This window comes from Lysinibacillus sp. TE18511 (assembly GCF_054062295.1).
Genome location: NZ_JBSSFD010000008.1, coordinates 136,067 through 158,268, shown reverse-complemented (window position 1 = coordinate 158,268; position 22,202 = coordinate 136,067). Strand labels below are relative to the sequence as shown.

The window sequence follows — 22,202 nt, the reverse complement described above, 5'->3', positions numbered from 1 at the left end:
GGCTTCTCTTTCCGTCGCTCCAGTGATTTCATCCGTCGGTTCGACTTTTCCTTCCGTCGGTTCGGACCTTCATTCCGTCGCTCTGGCTTCTATCCGTCGCTCTGGCTTCTATCCTTCGGTTCGGCTTCTCTTTCCGTCGGTTCGGACCTTCATTCCGTCGCTCTGGCTTCTATCCGTCGCTTCGGCTTCTCTTTCCGTCGCTCCAGTGATTTCATCCGTCGGTTCGACTTTTCCTTCCGTCGGTTCGGACCTTCATTCCGTCGCTCTGGCTTCTATCCTTCGCTTCGGCTTTTCTTTCCGTCGCTTCGGCTTTTCTTTCCGTCGCTTCGGCTTCTCTTTCCGTCGCTTCGGCTTCTCTTTCCGTCGGTTCGGACCTTCATTCCGTCGCTCTGGCTTCTATCCGTCGCTTCGGCTCTTCTTTCCGTCGCTTTGACTTTTCCTTCCGTCCCCTTTATTCGGACTGAAATAAAATTAAGCTTCTGCTTTTGGTAAAATCATTTCTAACTCATGGTGTGGACGTGGGATTACATGTACTGATAAAAGTTCTCCTACACGTTGTGCCGCCGCTGCTCCTGCATCAGTAGCTGCTTTTACTGCGCCTACATCACCACGAACTAATACTGTAACAATACCGCCACCAACATGCACTTTTCCTACTAAATTAACGCTAGCAGCTTTCACCATTGCATCTGCTGCTTCAATTGCTCCTACTAATCCTTTTGTTTCTACCATTCCTAATGCTGTACTCATTTGTCATTCCTCCAAATTATTTATTTAATGTTATTTGTTTTAATACTTGATCCACAATTTGCTGCACCATAGCTGTATCAATAGATGAATCTTGTTCCTTGATACTTTCTACAACTGGATTTGTTAAGAATTCTGGTTTTGGCACCTCTACATCTTTAATGCCATAAGCCATACGTTTAATATTTAATAAATGTCTCGCTGTAATGTTATCGGACGTAATATTGCCACCAAACGTGCCACATCCTAATGTGAAGGAAGGTGCTAATCCAGTAGTTCCACCAACAGCGCCAATAGAAGATAATGTGTTGACCACAATTCTGGACACTGGTAATTCAACTGAAAACTGCTCAGCTAAAGCCGCATTTTCTGTATGAATCGAGCATGTATGGCCGCGTCCACCAATGTTTAGTAAATCAATCATCACTTGTTTTGCCTCTGTGCTGTCCTCGACTGTGTATAATGCAAATATCGGTGACAATTTTTCAAGTGAAAATGGAATGTTTTTGCCAATCATTGTTTCCATCCCAACAAGTACTTTCGTATCTTCTGGCACGGTAATACCTACAGAATCCGCTAAGCATGCAGCTGATTTCCCTACAATTTGAGGATTTACTTTTCCTGGGATAGGAGAAATTAGCTTCTCCATCTTCACTTTCTCTTCATCACTCAAAAGATAAGCACCGTTTTTCTTTAACTCTGTTAAAACTTGTTGAGCAATGACTTTATCTACAATAATGGATTGTTCCGTTGCACAAATTGTGCCATTATCAAAAGATTTACTTTGTACAAGCTGACGAGCAGCCTTAGAAATATTAGCTGATTTTTCAATGTAAGCCGGAACATTTCCTGGTCCTACACCATAAGCAGGTTTACCTGAACTATAGGCTGCTTTCACTAGCGCACCGCCACCAGTCGCTAAAATTAAATGAATATCTGGGTGCTTCATTAGTTGCTGTGTAGCCTCCATAGAAGACATCGTTAAACAGTGTAGCAATCCTTCTGGTGCTCCTGCTTTTTCTGCAGCAACTCTACAAATCTCTAAAGCTTCCTTTGTACAGTCGACTGCATAAGGATGTGGGCTTAATACTAGAGCATTTCTAGTTTTCAATGAAATAAGTGTTTTAAAGATTGCTGTTGATGTTGGATTTGTCGTTGGGACAATGCCCGCGACCACGCCAAACGGACTAGCGATCTCTGTAACTTTTTTCATGCGATCGAAACCAACGACACCAACTGTCTTTAATTCTTTTATATCTTCGTAGACATCTCGAGAGGCTACCTCATTTTTCATTTTTTTATGATTAGGTATACCCATCCCTGTTTCCTGAACGGCCATATTTGCCAAACGTTCTGCTTCTTTAAATGCGGCATCAGCAACAGCTTTGACGATACTATCTACTTGCTGCTGTGAATACTGCATGTAAGCAGCCTGTGCAAGATTGGCACGTCTCACGGCGTCTCTCATTTCTTGAATTGCTAATAAATCTTTATCTAATGTGGCCATAAAGCCCCTCCTTTCTATACAACTGGATTTCTCGCTAAATTCTCAATAGCTTCTCTAAAAGCATCTGCTGCAGCTTGGCAGGAAGATTGGCTACCACTTAATAAACCGCCACCGTAATTGGTTTCAGATGGTGGACCAAAGAAAACCTTTAGCTCTACATCTGCCGCCTTTAATGCAGCATCTAAACCAACGACAGCCTCAAGTGGTGGTGCTATTAAATAAGCAAGAGCAGTTCCAGCCTTAACATTCGCCAACTCTGCCAGATACGTACCACAGCTTGCTACAGTATGTGCAAAGAGAGCGTGGTTTTCATTTTGAAGAATAGCTTCAAAATACGCATCAAACTGAATTTTCTGTTGAATCGCATCTAAACCACTTCGTATTTCATCAGGTGATCTACCAGCAATGATGCCAATGACCTCACCAGATAATGGCCCAGATGCATGTGCCGCTCCAGCATAAAAGCTTTTTGCGTAAACTACATCAACATCTGCTTTTTTCGTCGCTTCATCTAATGCTACATATCCAACGTCATCTATTGTGAGAGTTACGAGTCCAATGCTATTGTGATATGGCTTTAAATCTAATTGCTCTGCTAATTCACTATTTACTCTTGGAATAATTTGCATTGCCAAAATTTCAGCCATAATTTTTTGAGGATTCATTGTTGGGCCCCCTAACCTTCTTTTGCCACAAGACCTACTCCACTTGCCTTGTAATGCAATATTTTTTGAACGACTGTTCCTAAATAAGCACCTGCCTCTAACGGCGGGATACCACCTTTATGGATGTTCGAAACGACCATTCGATCAGCTTCCACTGTGCCTATCCTTGGTTGATAGCATATATAGGCACTCATTGACTCAGCTGATACAAGTCCAGGACGCTCACCGATTAAATACACGATGACCTCTGCTTGTAAAAGCTCGCCAATCTCATCCATGAGAGCAACACGCCCTTTATCAATATAGAAAGTAGTACCTATTTCAATCTTTAAATTGCTAAGACTTTGCTGTAACGCTAAATAAACGTCTTGCACATTCTCTTCAATCGCACTAGCACTTAATCCGTTAGAAATAATGATTTGCACTTTAGGATTTTTTTGGCATTTCGATTGAATAAGAGCCTTTGAATCATCTGATAAGCGACGGCCTAAATCCGGTCTGGTAATGTATTCTTCCTTATCTGTCACTTTAGTTGTTACTTGAAAGACGTTAAGCTTTTGTAATAGCCCTTCTGTCACTTCTCCATATACTGCATCTACTGCCGCTGCATGATCGAGTCGGAACTTTAGCCAAGTTTTAGTTTTAGGCCTTGTCCCAGCTCTTCCAACACCTATTCTTGCTGGTGTATGCTTTTTAGCAGCTTGAACACTTTCAGACACTTCGTCCTCTTCAAATTTAAATTCTGTGATAGGTACTGAAGTATAAGCCGATTCATCATTACTTGCGCTGTAATATGATTGTTCATGATTACTTGATTCAGTATGATAAAGCTTAATTAATGGTTCATTTGATTGTTCAATTGTGCTCGGGGTTACTACTTCATCAGCATAATTAGCATTAGCTACCGTATTGTGAAACTTAATAAGTGTTTCCTTTTGGTTTTCTGTTGGGACAGCTGTGTCATGATAGGATTTGTCTGACCCATTATTGCCCATCTTTTCCATAACTAACTGTGTGATCATCGAAACTAGTTGTTCATTCAATGGATTCACCTACCTTTCAAATATCGATAAATCGCCAGCTCTTGCAGATAGACGACCATTTTCATAAATGCCCATTTTTTCTAACCATACTAGATATTCAGGAGCTGGTTTTTTACCAAACGTTTGAAGTAATGTTGCGACATCATGGAAGCTCATTGACTGATAGTTCAGCATGATATCGTCGCCCATAGCTGCAGCGATAATAAAGTTGACACCCGCTGCTGTTAGCAAAACACTTAAATCTTCAATATCATTTTGGTCTGCCTTAATATGGTTTGTGTAACAAATATCCACGCCCATTGGGAGACCGTGCATTTTACCCATGAAATGATCTTCAAGGCCAGCACGTATTACCTGTTTGTTATTGTATAAATACTCAGGTCCAATAAAGCCAACAACGGTGTTCACGATATACGGGTTAAAATGTCTAGCAAATCCGTAATTGCGCGATTCGAGTGTTACTTGGTCAATACCCATATGTGCCTCAGCAGATAGCTCCGAACCTTGTCCTGTTTCAAAGTAGAATAAGTTCGGGCCTGTTCCTGTTCCATGCTTTTTCACAAGCTCCTCTGCTTCTCTTATTAGGTCAGCAGAAATACCAAACGAGCGATTAGCAATTTCCGTTCCAGCAATACTTTGGAAAATCATATCGGCTGGTGCACCTTGTTTAATAGCCTTCATCTGTGTTGTAATATGTGCTAACACACAGTTTTGTGTAGGAATCGACCAATCATTGATAAACTCCTTTGTCGCATGCAATACTTTTTTCACACTTTCAACGGAATCATCTACTGGATTAATACCAATAACTGCATCACCAATACCATAGGACAATCCTTCTTTTAACGAGGCAATAATCCCGTCAATATTGTCTGTAGGATGATTCGGCTGCAATCTTGAGGAAAGAGTACCCTTTTGTCCAATCGTAATATTGCAAGTTGACAGTATTTCAACTTTATTAGCAGCATGTACGAGATCTAAGTTGGACATAAGCTTTGTAACTGCCGCAATAATTTCTGAATTCATGCCCTTGCTTAACCGTTTTAATTCCCGGTCGCCTGTTTCATTGGATAAAATATATTCTCTTAGCTGCTCGATACTCCAGTTTTTTATTTCTCCATAAATTTGCTCATTAATATCACCTTCAATAATGCGTGACACTTCATCATTTTCTTGAGGAACTAATGGATTTTCTCTTATATCTTTCACTAACAGCTCGCTTAAAACAGCCTTTGCTGCAATTCGCTGCTGTACAGATTCAGCAGCAATGCCAGCTAGCTGATCACCTGATTTTTCTTCATTGGCTTTGGCCATTACATCTTTTAATGAATTAAAATTATATTTTTCTCCACCAAATATCACCGATAATTTCACATTCATCCTCCTTACTTTGAGTGGAAAGCAAGTGTTTTTACAACGACTGGGACTACACCAGATGGTAGTACTTCCCCAATGTCAATATAATCACCCGTTTCTACTTTGATTTGATCGATGCAAATAATGTGAACAGTTGGATTCAGTGCTTGAATCGTTTGTCCAATAACCTTTGCATAATCTGATTGAATGACTATGATAATTGGTATTTCCTTGGAGCTTCTCGTCGCTAAGTGCTGCAAAATGGCCTTACTTAATGTGTGGACATCTTGAAAACTTAAATATGGTAACTGACTAAAATAGAGTGCAAATGGAGAGCGATTCTCTTGTGTAGAAAATAAAGCATCGGCTCGTTCTACAGCTGTCTTTATCGTATAGTCGAACTTATTTTTGTCCGTGTCCATATAGCAATTGAAAACAGGCACATTTTTTAAAGGTAATACATCCGCATCTACCTGGATTGTTGCACCACTAATTTCAGTTATTTGGGTACCTGCACCCGTCACTGTTGCCCGGGCTGTTTCCTCTGGCTTTAGCCATAAAAAGGATTGCAATTGCTCGTGCTGTAAAAGGTTTTTTGCTAATCTTTCGCCGATATCATCATACTGGCGTTTTGTGCAATCCTTTTCATAAATACAGGCTGCTACTCCACCAGAAAAGACGACTGCTTCAACTGGTTTATCCCAAATTGGCAAATGCCCTAACAATAATGGATGCTCTTCATCTGTTAATTGTCCACTTAGCGTCATCGCTAATGTAGCCGCCATTTCTTGGATAAGTTGTGTGACACGAGCATCCTCTGCTGTATCACCAACTTTTAATGGATTTGACCATTTTTCCATAAGTTTCATAATTGGTGGTGAAATCGATTGAACAATTCCGTTATGAAATTCTATTAGTCTTCCACCAACATGCAATGTGCAAGTACCAATAACTTCACCGAACTGCATGACCGCAATATTTGCTGTTCCACCGCCGATATCGATATTGGCAATTACTTTGGCAGTATTTTTAGACTGTTGTAAGGTACCTGCACCCTTTGCGGCAATGATGCCTTCCAAATCGGGACCAGCAGTGGCCACTAAAAAGTGTCCGGCTGTATCTGCAATCGCATGAACAACCTCGCTGGCATTTTCCTTTGTTGCAGATTCACCTGTAATAATAATGGCACCCGTTGATATGTCTGCTGGTGCAATTTGGGCTAATTGGTATTGCTGAAAAATAAATTGTTCAATTTTTTCCATATCGATTATTTCTTTATTGATAAACGGTGTTTTAATAATAGGACTTTGATGTAGTACCGTTTTTTCAATAATTTCTATCCGCGGCACATGTGTTACACCAGCAACATTTTTCAACAGAAAACTACTCACAACCATTTTTGTTGTACTTGTACCAATATCAATGCCTGCACTATAAATTTTTTCTGTCTTCAATTTACTCCTCCCTCTCGCCACTAATGGCTATACATGAGATAAGGACTATCACGATCCATCACAAATTGACGAATTTCTTCTTCAGACTTGAGCTGAATAAGTGGCGCAATAAACTCAATACCAAGCTTTTGCCACGAAGAGGTTTTCACAATAGGACCATGTGTCATGACATTTTGTAATAATGCTGTTGCTCTTTCTACATCTGCAAGAGGTGCATCAATTTTTGTAATGACACCAATTTGAATTTTCGGAATTCCTAAGCTAAATTGCGGAGGAAAAACACTCTTTGCTGACGTGGCATCCTGCAAATAAATCACATGTGTCACTTCAAGCGATGTTGCCATAATGTTTCTGTAATACATCGGATTTTCTATATATTCTCCAGGTGTATCAACAATCCAGTCATCATAAACGAGCGCTTGTGTTTTATTGGCTTGTCCATCTTTCCCCAATAACGCATTCATCAGTGTCGACTTCCCTGCTTGCACACCACCTATGATCATTACTCGATTTTTCATACGGCACATCCTATGACTTAGTTATTTTTGATGGCGTATAGCCTAGCATCTCTGATAAAAAACGATTAATTTCTAACATCGCCATTTCAACCTCTGACACACTGCCAACAATAACGAGACTGCCAGTAAAGCGATCTAAAAATCCTAGTCTTACATTGGCTGCCTTTGTTGCTAAATCTCCTGCGATAATAACTGTTTCACTCGGTGTACATGTCATGATGCCAAGTGCACCCGCTTCTTGAATGCCTAGCTTTTGAAACATATCAGGGTCAGGATTTGCTATTATATGGCTCAATGTTAGTTGCTTACCGGGCACAAACTCCTGAATAAACCGTTTCTTCTCTTCACTCACACGTCATCACCTCTTTTAGGTTTATTTAATTAAGACTTTTGATCGGTTAGATATTCACCTTCTTTTATAATGCCTGCCTCGCGATCCTCTTGTTCTAGCCTTAAGGCTGTTGGAACAGATAACTTATAGGCTAAAATAATAGCAATCACACCAGCTAAAAACTTACCAGCAATAACAGGTAAAATAATTGTCGGCTGGAAGTTCGCCGTAAACGATAAATGATCTCCTAGAAGGAATGCTGAACAAACACCAAAGGCGATGTTAATAACTTTATCTTTCGGTGGCATATGTCGAACGAGTGTAAACATGGCCAAAATATTAGCAATTGTCGCTAAAAGACCTGCGCTTCCTACTGACGATAAGCCTAATTTTTTACCTACTGCTTCTAGAGGTTTCGATGCATATTTTCTTATCAAATACACCATTGGGAATGCACCCGCTAGCATAATACCGATATATCCAGCCGTTTCTAATGCACGGAATTGATCGACTTTATCTGCCATGATTGGATCAAAGCCCCATGCACCAAAGACCTTTGTAAAAATACCTGTGAAAATTTCTACAATCGAGAACACTAGCACAAGCTTGATAGCAGCATCCATCACACGTCCAAAAATCATGAAGCCTTTGATCATGCCATTTGGAATTAGCTTGAGACCTAACGCAATTAACACTACGAAAATAAATAAAGGCAATAAATTAATTAATATTTGTAAAACTGAAATGGCAAAAACATATGTTGGTTCCGCTGTTGTACTAATCACTTCACGAACCTCTGTATTAAACGTCACAATCATGATGGAAGAAATAAATGCTCCAATCGGAATTGTTAAAACACCCGCCATAATACCTAAAGCCATATATTTATGATCACGCTTATCTAACATGGCAAGACCCATTGGAATAGAGAAGACGATTGTTGCACCAGACATAAATCCGACAACTAGAGCCATGACCCATCCTTCATAGGACTCTTTTAACGCATTTGCTAATTGATATCCTCCCATGTCCGAAGCCAAAATTGCCGTTGCTGCAATGGCAGGATCAGCACCAATCAACTCAAAAATTGGACTAATAAAATGACTTATAAACCACGTTAAGTAAGGTATAGCTGCCATGATCCCTGCAGCAGGTACAAAAATATGTCCAACCGTATGAATACCATTCATAAACTCTTTACCGATACCATACTCAGCATCCCGAATTGCTCCGATTGCCCCTAAAACTGCACAAATCATAATAATATAAACGATTACCGTTCCTATCATTGCCATCCTACTCACCACCCCTTTATTTTTTATCTTTCTATATGAAAAAAGACGCATTAAAGAGAAAATCTCTTTAAAGCGTCTTTGCTTCAACTATTTACTTGTAAAGTATTGATAATGCGCCTTGCGATAAGCACCATTTCCTGTTGAGTCTGCATACTCTCACTTCGAATTTTTTTATAAGCTTCGTCCTCACTAAGATTCTCTGACTGCATCAGCAAACCTTTTGCGCGTTCGATTATTTTTCGCTTTTCTAATTCTGTTTGTTTATGCAGCAAATCCCCGTTAAGACGGTTGAACTTATCAATTTGATGAAAAGCTACTTCCAACGCTGGAAGGACATTTTTCTCGGAAAACGGTTTCATAACATAGCCTAAAATATTGTCCTGTTTCATGTATAGTAACAATTCTTTTTCACTATAAGCTGAAATAAATAGTACCGGTATACCGACCTGTTGTTCGATAATTTTACTTGCCTTTAAACCATCCAGCTTCGGCATTTTAATATCCATTAAGATTAACTGAGGCTTATGTGTAAAAGCCAATTCAATTGCTGATTCTCCATTATTCGCTTGTGCTACCACTTCGTAGCCATTATCTTCTAGCATTAACTTCAAATCCATCGCAATTAGTGACTCATCTTCGACAATCATAACTTTCCTAGTCATTTAGGATAAATACCTCCTCACTTACAGGAAACTGAATTTGAGTATGTGTACCTTTTTCACTAGGGATAATTGTAAATGTGCCAGCTAAATCATATTCAACAAGCCTTGTAATAATCTCCATTCCAAATGATGCCTTCACCTCTTGCATTCCAACGCCGTTGTCAGAAATATGAAGTGAAATAGTGGAAGCATCCTGCTGAAATTGTATATCGATTGTTCCCTCCTCACGACCAGTAAAAGCATATTTCAATGCATTTTGCAGTAGCTCACAAATGATTAACGCGAGCGACACAGCTTTTTTAGCATGACAAAATAGTTGTACATTATCGTGAAGAAAGGTTAAGTGAATAGCTGGCGTGTTGGATGTCCCAACCATTTTATGTCCAATCTTTTTAGACAAAGCGATAACGTCTACTTTCTCTTCAGCGTTATCCTCATTTTCTAAAATAAGTTCATAGACAGATGAAATACTATATATTCGATTTAATGCTTCTTGAAAAGCACTTGCATTCGAAGCTGACAAATCATTTCGCATTTGCAAACGTAATAAGCTTGTAACTGTCTGTAAATTATTTTTCACACGGTGGTGAATTTCTCTTATTGCAAAAGTTTTCATCATTAGTTCATTTTCTTTTAGCTTAAGCTCTGTAAGATCATGAATCATGAGAAGTGTTACTTTATCGTTTTGATCACGAATAGGTATTTTCTTTACAATAAAGGATTTACGATCAATCGTAATTTCTAAGAAAAAGACATCATCGCCCTTATCATAGACTTCCTGTAAAAAAGGTAAAATCTTATTCAATGGAACGTTGTCAAAACATTCTAGCCCTGATAGCTCTGATATAAATCGGTAACCTGCAGGATTGCTATAGATGACTTTGTTTTCATGATTTGTGAGAATAATTGATTCTACTAACAAATCAGAAACGACTGGAATCGGTTGAGAATTGTGCTCTACACTATGCTCAATTAACGCAAATGGCATATTCCGAAAATCATCTTTAGATGTTGTTTGCATCTCTACCTTTTTTTCCTGTATTAACACTGCAATGACCTGTTGTTGATCATTAAGGAGAGGGATAACGTTTTGTTCAACAGTTATTCCTTCCTGTGTGATTGCTCTAGTAATTGACGATTTTTCTTTATGTTTAAAAGAAGCAAATACTGCTGGTTCAAAGCTTTCAAATACAAATTTGCCAATTACGGATTTTTCGTATAAGCTCTTTTCTTTTTTTGGGAATGCCTCTGCCACAACAATTGCATGCGGTAAGTTTTCCATCATACAATCTATGAACATATAACAATCTGTCAACTCAGCATAATATGTTAGTGTAGCTTCTATTTCTATTAACTTTTCTATATCTGTTGTAGATAAGTTCGTAAATTTTCTACACAATGATTGAATGTTCGACAGGTTCAAACCCCCTATCACCGAATAATCAGAATCGAATTATTCTTAAAATTTCTTGTCATCATTATAAACCTTTTGTAAAATCATTTTCAATATAAAAAATAATTTATTTTAATAATTTTCGTTGCATTACAAAGAACTATATAGCTTAAAAGAGAAATATTCAACACTTTTTTCAAGCTCATCTACATTTTACGACAAAATTATTATTTCAATATAATCAAAAAGCGAGTTTGCAATGAATGCAAACTCGCTTTTTATTACTTAATTTCTGGTGTGACAGCTAATATATTTTCAAATGTTTCACGTTGTTTTGCTTCTTCTTCATTTAACAAGATATGAATATCTCCATGGTCGTTTGAAGTACGAATTAATCGCCCCATTCCTTGCTGCAAACGAAGCTGCATAAATGGTAATTCAACTTCTTCATATGGATTTTCTGCAAACGTACGTTTCGCATCAAATAATGGATCATGTGGTGGGAAAGGTAAATCGTATATTATAACACGTGTTAATGCCTCCTCAGGCAAATCAAGACCTTCCCATAAATGATAGGAACATAATGTTTTGACTGTGCCTTCTTGGAAATCACGAACGATTCCTGATAGTTCACGGTCCCCCTCAAATGCTACATACATTCGCTCCATAAGAGGTAACTCCGCTTTGAAATCTAACATTGCTTGTTTGGATTTAAATAAAATTAACGTTTTTTCACCATCACGTAATAGCTGTTGAACACGCGAAGTTTTGTCCTTTTGAGATAGCTCATGTAAATAAATTCGCATAACTTCTTCATAATCGAATGGCGATGGAACAGAAAACGATTGATAATTACGAATTCCTAAACTATAGGCAATGTATGAAAAATCTTTATTAACGGATAAAGTCGCTGAAGAAAATACAATCGGAAGCTTTTTAGAGAATAATTTTTCTGCTAAAACTTCTGTGATGAGACGAGGCATAATGACAAGCGTTTCTTCCCCATCCGTTTCCTCTAACCAATCTACAGCATCCCCTTGTGCTATGAAAATACGTAAAGATGCTTCGTATTGTTCTAAATACTCTTCCGCCATATTCAATTCATACTCTGGAATCATATACATTTCAGATTCAAAAACCAATTCTTCAAGTAATGTTTCCACATCATCAATAAGCTGTTTACCGTATTTTAACAGCGCATTCGATTTATTAATACGTTTACGTTCTTCTTTAGAAACTACTAAATCATCTCGCAGCTGGTCAAAAAATAGCTCATGATCATCTTGTAATTTTTCCATCGCATATAGTGTACGTTCTCGTACCCCATCCACCATTAAACGTTCTAAAAGTCTAACAATTGTTGTCGCCTGTACTTTATACGTCATTGCTTTTTGTGCAGCATATTCTAATAAATGCCCTTCATCTAGCACCATCATTGATACTTCAGGCAATAGAGCTAATTGCCCTTCACGCTCACGAGACTCCTTTGTAGCTAAATGCTCCATTAAAAAGTCTTGCGAACAAATGATCAAGTCCGTCGATTTACGATAATGTGCACGGTGTAGCGTTTGCCCACATCGATTACGTAGATCACATACTGAACACTGCATAATCGAGTTATAGTTTACTTTTTGCCAATCTTCATCACTGACAGTTGGATAATTGCTGCGTTCACCATAAGGTTGTATCGCAATCATTGAACCCTGTGCATATACGCCATCAGGTATAGAAAACGCAATATCATCGATCCATTCATCAGTTTCTACTTTCTCTGCTTCCTCAAAGCGCTTTAAGCACAGATACTGATCTCTTGACTTTGCTAAGCGGACATCAATTTCAAGACCTAATGTTTTCTGTAATTTATAAATATCGCCGCCCTCTTTTACTAGCTGATCGATTAAGGTTTCATCAGCACATGCAATAAGAGCCGGTTTACCAGTATAGCGTGCATAGGATACAGCTGGTAGTAAGTAAGCAATTGTTTTCCCAGTCCCTACCCCTGCCTCTGCAAAAAGCACGTTTTTCTCTTTTAGGGCCTGCTCTATTTGATAGGCCATAAAAATTTGCTCGTCACGACATTCAAAGCCCTTTTCAGGTAATTCATCGTAAAGGACGTCCCCCATCCAGTCACCTAATGACTCAAAAAATGAGCGATCCTTTGATAATACAAATGGTAAAGATTTACGCAATTGACGTTCCCCCTCTAACTATCTGGTCCTATTATACGCGACGAAACGGAAGATAAGAAAAAATCTTATCTTCCGTTATCCTTCGTTAATCTCTTTTAGACTTTTGTCCCCAGTATTGGTAATAATTCGTTTCGATAAAACCATTAAATAATTTTCGTTTCTTCGTCGTTTGACGGCCATACAATTCTTCAAAGTTTTTCATTGAGGACAGCATGTACACAGACCAAGTCGGATAGTTTTTCATGACTTTACCTAAATCACGAATCACTTGTTCTACGACTTCAACATCGCCAATACGTTCACCGTATGGTGGATTGCCGACCATGACACCATCTGTAAGCTGTGTCGTGAAATCACGTGCTTGCATTTGCTTGAACGTAATTATATCACCAAATCCAGCTTCTATTGCATTTTCTTGGGCAATACTTACCATTCGATGGTCAATATCAGACCCGATAATTTCCAGAGGTTGATCATAGTTCGCTAAGCTATCTGCTTCATCTCGTACTGCATCCCAAATTTTTGCCTTCATCCATGGCCAATCTTCTGAAATAAATTCACGGTTATAGCCTGGTGCAATATTTTGTCCAAGCATCGCTGCTTCTAATGTAATTGTTCCTGAACCACAGAATGGGTCAACGAACGGTCGATTCGGATTCCACTTTGAAATTTGTACAAGTGCCGCAGCTAATGTTTCTTTTAATGGTGCTTCACCCTGTGCTTGACGATAACCACGTTTATGCAAGCCTGCACCTGATGTATCAATGGTAAGTGTAGCCACATCTTTTAAAATTGAAACTTCAATCTTGTAGGTTGCACCAGATTCGTCCAAAAATCCTAAACGTTTATAATGCTGTTTCATGCGCTCTACAATTGCTTTTTTAGTAATTGCCTGGCAATCTGGTACACTAAATAATTTAGATTTGACAGACTTCCCTGATACCGGAAAAGCTGCATCAACTGGTAAGTATTTTTCCCAAGGTAGAGCTTTTACACTTTCAAACAACTGTTCAAAAGATTTGGCAGGAAACTGTCCTACAACAATTTTTACACGATCTGCTACACGTAACCATAAGTTTGTTCGTGCAATGGCCGTTTCATCACCTTCAAAATACACTTTGCCATTATCGACTGTTGTTTCATAGCCGAGTGCTTTTACCTCTTGTGCCACAATCGACTCTAAACCCATTGCCGCAGTTGCTACTAATTTATAGTTTGCCATACTCTAATTCCTTCCTTGATGCTCAATTTTCCAATACTCCATAAACTCAATGAGTTCGTGAAGCGGTAATGGTTTGCTGTAATAATAACCTTGGATTATATCACAGTTCATTTTACGTAGTATATCCACTTGTTGTGCATGTTCTACACCTTCAGCAACAACTTTCATTTTTAAACGATGCGACATTTGGATAATTGCATCCACTACTGCCTGTTTTTCATCGAGTGAGCCAATATGCTGAATAAAGCTTCGATCGATTTTTAAACAATCCAGTGGGAAGCGAACTAAATAACTAAGAGACGAATAGCCTGTCCCAAAATCGTCAATAGAAATTTTAAAGCCCATCTTTTTGAGTCTCACGAGCTTGCTAACCGTTTCATTTGCACTGTTCATCACAGTACGTTCTGTAACTTCTATTTCAAAATTGTTCGCAGGTGTGTTATAGCGCTCTAATATCGATTGAATAGATTCTAAAAAGTTTTGTTGCTTAAAGTGAATGCTAGAAATATTAATGGCAACTGGAATCTTGTAACCACATTGACGCATCTCAATAACTGCCTCGCAAGCTTTTTCTATAATCACTTCGCTTAATGGAATAATTAATCCTGTTTCCTCTGCATATGGGATAAATTCTACTGGAGAAACAAACCCTAGCCTTTCACTATTCCAACGAACAAGTGCCTCTACGCCTTGAATCTCTTCATTTTCCACAGAGATTTTAGGTTGGAAATGCAGCTCAAATTCCCGATTTTCTATTGCTCTCCGTAGTTCTGAATCTAATAATAAAACACGTTGAGAGTCAGTTTTCAATTCATCAAAATAAAACGCATAGCCGTTAAGGTCATTCTTTTTGGAATAAGTCATTGCCTTGTCAGCACAACGAATCAATTGCTCCGTTGATTCTCCATCTGCTGGATACATGCTGACACCAACACTCGTAGAAATAAAAATATCCTGACCATTAATATCTAAAGGCTGTTCAATAGTCCCAATGATTAGTTCAGCAAAGTTTGCGGCTTCTTTGTCATTTTTCACGTTTGTTAACGTAATAATAAACTCATCTCCGCCATTCCTTGCAATAATATCTTTATTTTTCAACAATGTTTTTAAGCGCTTTGCCACTTCTACTAGAATGGTATCTCCAACTGCATGTCCCAACGTATCATTAATTTGCTTAAATCGATCTAAATCTAAAAAATAGACTGCATGCTGTACTGAATGAGAAATAGTAGAAGTCGATTCTAATAGACTATTCATTCTTTCAATATAAGCAAAGCGATTTGATACATCCGTTAATGAGTCAGTTAATAAACGCTTTTCCCGTTCATTTTCTACTATTTTTCTTTCAGACAAATCAGAGAAAATACCACAGTAATTAGTAATTTCTCCCTCATCATTGGCTATACCGACAATCGTTAACCATTCGGGATATAAGTCTCCGGTTTTACGACGATTCCATATTTCTCCTTGCCAAATGCCTTTTTGTCGTATCTCTTGCCACATATCTAAATAAAATTGCAATTCATGTACACCAGACTGTAAAACCGCTGGCGATTTGCCAATCACTTCATCACGCTTATAGCCAGTTACAAATTCAAAAGCAGGATTGACCATTTCTATTTTTTTATTTTTATTCGTAATCATGATGCCTTCAGATACATTTTCGAAGATTTTCGTTATTAAGGCAGTAGGATATTTGGAAATCGAATTTAGCCTTTCCAGACTATTCCGTTCGTTCACTCCGTTCATGTTTCCGCTCCATCCTATCTCTCTTTACTACCCTCATTTTTTAGATAAGCGCATTTGCGCCTGTCTACTCGTAAGTAGACAAATATGTACATCGTTGCGATATCCGTTTTTTAGATGTTTATGTATCAATTATGCCTCGGCATAAAAAAATAACTTTAATCCGCATTTATCTCTCCATCTATGAAGGTGGGAGACTTCTGTACCTATCGCTTCGCTTTCGGTACAAAAAAACTTTGCTGAAAGAAGTTAAAATCGTAGCGACAGAGGCATGAACAACAGTGTATTGCCTTATTTTCAAACGTATATCGCGCATGTCTAAACATGATTGACAAGTAACTTTTTCTTACTGAATTCAAAAGAAAAGCTCTCCACCAAATTGGAGAGCGCTTGTTATTTCATAGATAAGCATCAAAAAATTCCATAAGCCATGTTTTGTTCCCGAGTACTCAATCAGCTTGCGCCTCGTACGACCGGGTAGTAATCATCTATCTACAGAGCGAACTCTGTCCCTCTATCCGTTCAATTCCTTCTAGAGAGTGCCCCTACCATAATTTGGGTTTCTCACTCGTGGGGTTTACCTCGTTCCACCTTGCATGTTTCCAAGCAAGCTACGTCACTGTGGCACTTTCAGGAAGTTTCAACCATATCATTAAGACTTAGGTTTTCCTTCCGCCGTCAGCCATTACAGCTGCCTTACCTTATTTTTTCAGTAAGCACGAACACTACGGTCATCTCAGAACCGTGCGAGCATGGACTTTCCTCTACGACGTCTAGCGCCGCAGCGATTACTCGAATTTCATGATGATACGAAGTATTATACTAGAGTTTTATGATAAATACAATATACTTGATAAAAAATTATTCGTATAACTTACTACCAAATACGTGTTTTTCTAAATTCGAAAGACGTTTTAAAATATCAAAGTTTGTCGTACCAGATGTTGCAGCTGCGACAGGTTGTCTCTTAGGTGTATTATCAACTTCTTCTTTTAACTGTTTATTTTCTTCACGTAGTTGGGCCACTACTTTTTCGAACGTTTCATAGTCTTGAATAATTTCATCAAGAAATGAATCGACTTCTTCTACATTGTAGCCTTTAAAGTTTTTCTTAAATTCCTTTTCAAGGATCATTTTTGACGTTAATTTTATGTCCATTTACATCGCCCTTCCTCACACTACATACACGATTTTATTATAGCACACTTCATCACATTATATCGTCTGAAACTATCAAATGTAAGGCTAAACTTGTCGTTTCTTGCACTTACCCGGGAAATTATTTCTTATTTCCTAATCTGTGCAACCTCTTTTCCCAAGAAATTTCCCATTTCTGCTTTTGTTCCACCCTCCATTGCTCATTTTTTTTTATTAATTGTATGCCTTCTTGCGTATAATAAAGGGCCTGCTCATAATCTTTTATTTGATGTTCATATAACATGGCTAACTGTTCTAATACATGTAATTTTTTTCGTGGATCAACAAAATGTAGAGAAGCCACAAAAGCATCGATTGCTTCACTAAATTTTTTATTTTTTTTATGTTGTATTGCTAAATAATATTGAGCATTCCCTGCTTCAAGTTCATTAAATTGAGCCGTAACCTTTTCTAAAACCTTTACGCTCTGTGAACTTTCCTTTAAATCAGCATACCATTTACCGATATTCGTGAACGTTTTTGCAGATTCTTCACTTGTCTCTTCAAACAGCAACTTCGTCGAATGTATATAAAGCGTTATCAATGAAAGTAAATCCCATTCATTGTGAAGAAGAACTTTTATAAGTGCATCTGGAACACCACTTTTGATTGCATCTAAATAAATAATAGGTGCAAGATAGCCAGGAATATCTCCAATGCGGGAAAAGCCTAGCTTCTCTTCTTCCACAGATTTTAATTTCATTCGTTCCATATCATTTTTCCATAAACGCTTTGAACTATGCAACAAATCGATATGTCTCTGTGTTCGTAATTTAGGTAATTCTTTTTGGTGGAGTGTCCAACGTGTTTCAAGTTGCGGCCAGTCAAAGCTTTTTCCATTGTAGGTAATAATCGTTGCTGTTTTTTGCCAAAGCATTGATGCAAAAAGTAACGCTGCCTCATGAGCAGGATCAGCAAGAATATATTGCGTTAAAATAAAACTTTCTTCTTCCTCTGATACTTCTAGAAAACCTAGAAGAAAAATTTGCGTGCCTACACCCTTTAAACCAGTTGTTTCCGTATCAAAAAATAAAACCTTTTCATTCATTTCCAGCGCATATGGATGTTCAAACTTTGCCTCTTGCCATTTTTCTAATGCATCAAAAAATGACTGCAACTTATAATGACCATGCTGATAACTAAATGGATAATGCACCTGTCGTTTAAAAAAAATACCGAACTCATTTTCTACAACTGTCAGTCCGGCTTTTTCCCACCGCTCAGTATAACTTGGAGCAGCAGGCTTTTGATAAGCTGGTTTATCCTCTTTTTTTATAGTAGTTGTGGTTTTTTTACCGAGCATTTTTTTCATTTGTAAAATTTTATTTTCGTAAGACATTTACTTCACTCATTTTCTGCCTGTAAAATTGTTCACTCATTTTCTGCCTGTAAAATTGCTAATACTTGTAGTACCTTTTTCTTCGCCTGCTGTAAACTATCTTGAGCCCCAATACAAGATGGACAACCCGACTCACAAGCACAGCTCGCTACATGGTGCTGTGTCCTCGATAATAGTTCATCCCATAATTCATAGACTTTTTCACTTAGCCCAATACCGCCGGGATACTTATCATAAACAAAAAACGTCGGTTGCTCATTATGAGTTGCCTTTACCTGCGGGACAACTGCTACATCGCTACTATCACATTGAATAAACAAAGGGATGAACGCATTCATCGCATATGCAGCTCCCGTCATCGCGTCCGTAAGCTCTGCCTCAGACCATTTTTCCGGGGCAGAGAATGATAGCCATGATGAACTTGTATGCATTTCATCAGGTGGTAGATAAATAGGACCAGAACCGATATTGTCATGCGTCCCGAAGCGTATTTTTTTAAATAACGTAGCTTGTGCGACTAAACCCACATCACCGAAGCTAATCATGCCACCCTTATAATCTCGACTCCGGTCTTCCTCTAACACTTTCATCTCAACTGCTAGATTTGCGTCCGTATAGTAATCGACATCTACTTCTCGTACAAACGCTTTCTTCTCGTCCCAATCAAGCTTTTCTACTTGAAATTGCGTGCCCTGATGTAAATAAATTGCCTCTTCATGTAATAATGTCATCGCACTGTGGCGATCCATTTCACCAATAACCTTTGTTTGTCCAGGGACAGTCATATCAATAATAACAACATTTTCTTGTGAAGCCGAACGAAGACTAATATCATGTGCTGGAAAACGGTCACTCATCCAATGCCACTTCTCACTTGTTTTAAAAACTACGCCTTCCTCCGCTAAATATTCAAGTAGTTCCTGAATCTCATATTCACCATACGTATCATGTGCGGAAAATGGTAGCTCAAACGCTGCACATTTCAAATGATCCATTAAAATCAACATATTTTCAGGATAAATACGCGCTTCCTCAGGTGCACTACCAAGTAAAAAAAGCGGATGGTTTACTACGTATTGATCAAGCGCTGCCGATTGCGCAACATAAATGATTAGCGCCTCGTCCTGACGACGACCAGCGCGACCTGCTTGTTGCCAGGCACTTGCGATATTTCCTGGGTAACCTGTCATGATACATGCTTGTAATTGACCAATATCCACACCCAATTCAAGCGCATTTGTACTAACTACCGTTTGAATAGTACCGTCACGAAGCCCTCTTTCAATGACACGTCGTTCAGAAGGCAAATAACCACCTCGATAACCGCGCACCGATTCATCTAAAAGCTTATTGCGTGTAAGTTCCTTCAAATACGTCACAATCATTTCTACCCGTACACGACTTTTAGCAAAAATAATGGTTTGAATACCTGCTGTATATAATCTTTTCGCGAGATCGCTCACCTCTAAAACAGCGCTTCGACGCACGCCAAATGTTTTATGGACGATGGGTGGGTTATAAAAAAGAAATGTCTTTTTCCCAACTGGCGCTCCGGAATCGCTAATTAAGGCATGGCTTTCATTCGTTAAAGTCTCAGCCAATTCTTTAGGATTTTTAATGGTTGCTGACGTACAAATGAAAATCGGGTTGCTGCCATAAAATTCACAAATACGCTTTAACCTTCGAATAACATGCGCAACATGTGAACCAAACACACCTTTATATGTATGCAACTCATCAATGACGATATACTGCAAATTTTCGAATAGTGATACCCATTTCGTATGATGAGGCAAAATCCCTGAATGGAGCATATCAGGGTTTGTCATTACAATATGCCCTGCCTTACGAACCTTCTGACGAATACCAGGCGCAGTATCCCCATCATACGTATAGCTTAAAATTTCCTCACCACTTTGTTCGATTAGTTCATTTAAATCATTTTTTTGATCCTGCGCTAAAGCTTTCGTTGGAAACAAATAAATAGCCCGTGCATTTTTATCTTCTACTATTTTTTGAAGTACCGGTAAATGATAGCAATACGATTTCCCAGATGCTGTTGGTGTAACGGCTGTAAAGGAAACACCCTCCATTGCGTAATCAAATGCCTGACGTTGATGCGTATACAATTGTTCTATCCCTCTTGCTTGAAGAGCCTTTACTAGTGAAGGATGTAAATTTTCCGGGAAAGGTGCATATTTAGCTTCACGCCCCTCAAGCGTTTGCCAATGTAAAATACGTTCCTTCAATTCCTCATCGTATCTCCACTCATTTAACAATTCGCTAATCGTCCTTTTTTTAGATAACATCCATTTATACCTCCTTCACTAACCCATCAAAAATCTTCAATGTATAAGAGGTTGAATGAATCGCATCTAAAAAACGTTTTTTACTTGTTTCTTTATAAAAAGATTGCACAACAAATTGCTCCATCGATTCCACCACTGAAGCAGTTTGTTGTGTATGCATATATTTTGGACGATTTTTTTGAATCCAACTATTCGCCTCTTGCTGCCATTCCTTTAAAAGCTGGTGAATAACATCAGCGTGTGGCTTAACCTCGGTAAAAAAGTCTGGAGTACGATCCTCCTCACGCATTTGCCAGAAGCGTGAAACACATTTTTCACATTCATCTATTAATATGGAAGTTTGCTGTATTAATAACAATTTTGCACCTCATCTCATCAATTACAACATTATCGTAAATAGCTGACAATTTCGTTTACCTCTAAAAAGAAGTTCGAATTTTAACAGTTGCTTCATCCTTAAAATTTAAGATTCATCTACATGAACATAAACGCATAGTATCATTTTAGGTTGATTTTCCGAAACAACGTTTTTAAAATTCGTGCCAACCAACAAAATCGTCTGCTAAATTACACACATTATATGAGCAAAAATGCCTTACTTTACTCCAAGACATATCTCTTAATGTGGTAAATATTGCATTAAAAATACTCATATTGAGTTATTTAAATTGCATATGAGATAAGTGTACCAAAGTCTATCATTTTTCACTACTTATAGGCGAACAAGCATTCTTTACTTGCCAGTTCTTTTCTGCTAAGCTTACTTTCTGGCTAACAGATTTGAGCTGCATAAAAAAATGCATGCTCTGTGCATTGTTTTCCAAAGACACTCTCGTTAAAAGTAATTGATTGACCAGATCCAACTGCGCAACTAATTGTCCTAACTTGTTCAAATTAACGCCTCCTTTTGCTTTACTTATGTATTCCTCGCGTGTATAAAATTACCTTCATGCGTGACAAAATAAGCGTAAGTTAGCTGAAAGAAGAAGTATTTCGATAAAGATTAATTGAACTATTGTAGTAAGAACATTGTCTTCAAAATCGTCGATCAAGTAGCGGGACTAATGTGGAGTACAGTTTCTCTATAAAATGCGCTTGGAAATTCCATCTGTTATTTTGACGATTCAAGTGATAGAACTAGTTGTGCTATATGATATTTTTCGACTTTAAGAGGCGAAAATTGCCCAATGATTGATTATTTGTTTGGTATTTTTGACCATTGCTAATCT

The 22,202-nt window shown here is 38.2% G+C and carries 20 protein-coding genes and 1 other RNA gene; 1 reads left to right on the top strand and 20 read right to left on the bottom strand.

What is annotated here, in order from left to right; all coding sequences use genetic code 11:
* A partial coding sequence (locus ACVWXS_RS08760) for a hypothetical protein (RefSeq protein WP_456957657.1) occupies positions 1-433 on the top strand: 433 nt, incomplete at its 5' end.
* A 38-nt stretch (positions 434-471) separates the two neighbouring features.
* On the opposite strand, the gene ACVWXS_RS08755 is transcribed toward ACVWXS_RS08760, so the two are convergent.
* From ACVWXS_RS08755 to ACVWXS_RS08660, 20 genes are all read right to left on the bottom strand, one after another.
* The gene (locus ACVWXS_RS08755; protein ID WP_004269321.1) at positions 472-750 is read right to left on the bottom strand and encodes a BMC domain-containing protein; all 279 of its coding nucleotides are present in this window, start codon (positions 748-750) and stop codon (positions 472-474) included.
* Positions 751-766: 16 nt separating this feature from the next.
* Positions 767-2,254, bottom strand: coding sequence for an aldehyde dehydrogenase family protein (locus ACVWXS_RS08750; RefSeq protein ID WP_456957655.1), 1,488 nt, complete (start codon positions 2,252-2,254; stop codon positions 767-769).
* Positions 2,255-2,268: 14 nt separating this feature from the next.
* Entirely contained in the window at positions 2,269-2,919 is a 651-nt protein-coding gene (eutL, locus tag ACVWXS_RS08745) for an ethanolamine utilization microcompartment protein EutL (RefSeq protein ID WP_368637355.1), read from the bottom strand.
* Between the two features lie 11 nt (positions 2,920-2,930).
* Complete coding sequence (gene eutC / locus ACVWXS_RS08740; protein ID WP_456957653.1) at positions 2,931-3,962, bottom strand: ethanolamine ammonia-lyase subunit EutC; 1,032 nt, start codon at positions 3,960-3,962, stop codon at positions 2,931-2,933.
* A 9-nt stretch (positions 3,963-3,971) separates the two neighbouring features.
* Positions 3,972-5,342, bottom strand: a complete 1,371-nt coding sequence (locus ACVWXS_RS08735; RefSeq protein WP_368637353.1) for an ethanolamine ammonia-lyase subunit EutB — start codon at positions 5,340-5,342, stop codon at positions 3,972-3,974.
* Between the two features lie 5 nt (positions 5,343-5,347).
* On the bottom strand, positions 5,348-6,772 hold the full coding sequence (locus tag ACVWXS_RS08730) for an ethanolamine ammonia-lyase reactivating factor EutA (protein ID WP_456957651.1): 1,425 nt from the start codon (positions 6,770-6,772) through the stop codon (positions 5,348-5,350).
* 20 nt (positions 6,773-6,792) lie between these two features.
* Positions 6,793-7,290 (bottom strand): EutP/PduV family microcompartment system protein, encoded by a 498-nt coding sequence (locus tag ACVWXS_RS08725; protein ID WP_456957649.1) that lies wholly within the window; start codon positions 7,288-7,290, stop codon positions 6,793-6,795.
* A gap of 10 nt (positions 7,291-7,300) precedes the next feature.
* On the bottom strand, positions 7,301-7,642 hold the full coding sequence (eutS, locus tag ACVWXS_RS08720; RefSeq protein ID WP_368637350.1) for an ethanolamine utilization microcompartment protein EutS: 342 nt from the start codon (positions 7,640-7,642) through the stop codon (positions 7,301-7,303).
* Between the two features lie 29 nt (positions 7,643-7,671).
* Positions 7,672-8,916 carry an ethanolamine utilization protein EutH gene (eutH, locus tag ACVWXS_RS08715; RefSeq protein WP_456957646.1) on the bottom strand — a complete coding sequence of 415 codons (1,245 nt, stop codon included), beginning with the start codon at positions 8,914-8,916 and terminating at the stop codon, positions 7,672-7,674.
* Positions 8,917-8,999: 83 nt separating this feature from the next.
* Entirely contained in the window at positions 9,000-9,578 is a 579-nt protein-coding gene (locus ACVWXS_RS08710; RefSeq protein WP_068982751.1) for an ANTAR domain-containing response regulator, read from the bottom strand.
* Positions 9,571-11,001 carry a histidine kinase N-terminal domain-containing protein gene (locus ACVWXS_RS08705; RefSeq protein ID WP_456957644.1) on the bottom strand — a complete coding sequence of 477 codons (1,431 nt, stop codon included), beginning with the start codon at positions 10,999-11,001 and terminating at the stop codon, positions 9,571-9,573. The genes ACVWXS_RS08710 and ACVWXS_RS08705 overlap by 8 nt, the downstream gene beginning before the upstream one ends.
* 251 nt (positions 11,002-11,252) lie before the next feature.
* Positions 11,253-13,160, bottom strand: coding sequence for an ATP-dependent DNA helicase (locus tag ACVWXS_RS08700; RefSeq protein WP_456957642.1), 1,908 nt, complete (start codon positions 13,158-13,160; stop codon positions 11,253-11,255).
* A gap of 85 nt (positions 13,161-13,245) precedes the next feature.
* Positions 13,246-14,382 carry a THUMP domain-containing class I SAM-dependent RNA methyltransferase gene (locus tag ACVWXS_RS08695; protein ID WP_456957640.1) on the bottom strand — a complete coding sequence of 379 codons (1,137 nt, stop codon included), beginning with the start codon at positions 14,380-14,382 and terminating at the stop codon, positions 13,246-13,248.
* A 3-nt stretch (positions 14,383-14,385) separates the two neighbouring features.
* Positions 14,386-16,131, bottom strand: coding sequence for a sensor domain-containing protein (locus ACVWXS_RS08690; protein ID WP_456957638.1), 1,746 nt, complete (start codon positions 16,129-16,131; stop codon positions 14,386-14,388).
* A 416-nt stretch (positions 16,132-16,547) separates the two neighbouring features.
* Positions 16,548-16,928: RNase P RNA component class B (gene rnpB, locus ACVWXS_RS08685), an RNA gene on the bottom strand.
* 61 nt (positions 16,929-16,989) lie between these two features.
* Positions 16,990-17,286, bottom strand: coding sequence for a cell division regulator GpsB (gpsB, locus tag ACVWXS_RS08680; RefSeq protein WP_368637343.1), 297 nt, complete (start codon positions 17,284-17,286; stop codon positions 16,990-16,992).
* A 121-nt stretch (positions 17,287-17,407) separates the two neighbouring features.
* On the bottom strand, positions 17,408-18,664 hold the full coding sequence (locus ACVWXS_RS08675; RefSeq protein ID WP_402989625.1) for a ribonuclease H-like domain-containing protein: 1,257 nt from the start codon (positions 18,662-18,664) through the stop codon (positions 17,408-17,410).
* A 32-nt stretch (positions 18,665-18,696) separates the two neighbouring features.
* Positions 18,697-20,973 (bottom strand): DEAD/DEAH box helicase, encoded by a 2,277-nt coding sequence (locus ACVWXS_RS08670; protein WP_456957634.1) that lies wholly within the window; start codon positions 20,971-20,973, stop codon positions 18,697-18,699.
* A 4-nt stretch (positions 20,974-20,977) separates the two neighbouring features.
* On the bottom strand, positions 20,978-21,331 hold the full coding sequence (locus tag ACVWXS_RS08665) for a YppE family protein (protein WP_456957632.1): 354 nt from the start codon (positions 21,329-21,331) through the stop codon (positions 20,978-20,980).
* A 340-nt stretch (positions 21,332-21,671) separates the two neighbouring features.
* Positions 21,672-21,866: an endonuclease gene (locus ACVWXS_RS08660; RefSeq protein ID WP_068982760.1), complete on the bottom strand. Its 195-nt coding sequence runs from the start codon at positions 21,864-21,866 to the stop codon at positions 21,672-21,674.
* Between the last annotated feature and the right edge of the window lie 336 nt (positions 21,867-22,202).